The sequence below is a fragment of the Paraburkholderia sp. SIMBA_053 genome (assembly GCF_046534895.1).
Taxonomy (GTDB): domain Bacteria; phylum Pseudomonadota; class Gammaproteobacteria; order Burkholderiales; family Burkholderiaceae; genus Paraburkholderia; species Paraburkholderia caledonica.
Window position 1 is genome coordinate 1 of sequence record NZ_JAWRXU010001883.1, and the last position, 231, is coordinate 231.

The following is a 231-nucleotide window of genomic DNA, read 5'->3' on the forward strand; positions in this document are numbered from 1 at the left end:
GATACGTCGAAGGCCAGCTTCTGGACCGGGCTGCGACCCATGCCGCCGGACGGTACTCCGATCGTCGGCCGCACGCCGGTGTCGAAACTGTTCCTGAACACCGGCCACGGCACGCTCGGCTGGACCATGTCGCGTGGTTCCGGCCAATTGCTCGCCGACGTCATCTCGGGCACGCAGCCTGCGATCAAGGCAGACGAGCTGTCGGTACATCGCTATCTCGGCGACACCGGC

Annotated in this window: 1 protein-coding gene; it reads left to right on the forward strand. The window is 66.2% G+C overall.

The genetic code is table 11. The annotated features are described in order from the left end of the window. The coding region (locus SB753_RS42080) for an FAD-dependent oxidoreductase (protein ID WP_410805825.1) at positions 1-231 on the forward strand (231 nt) is incomplete at both ends.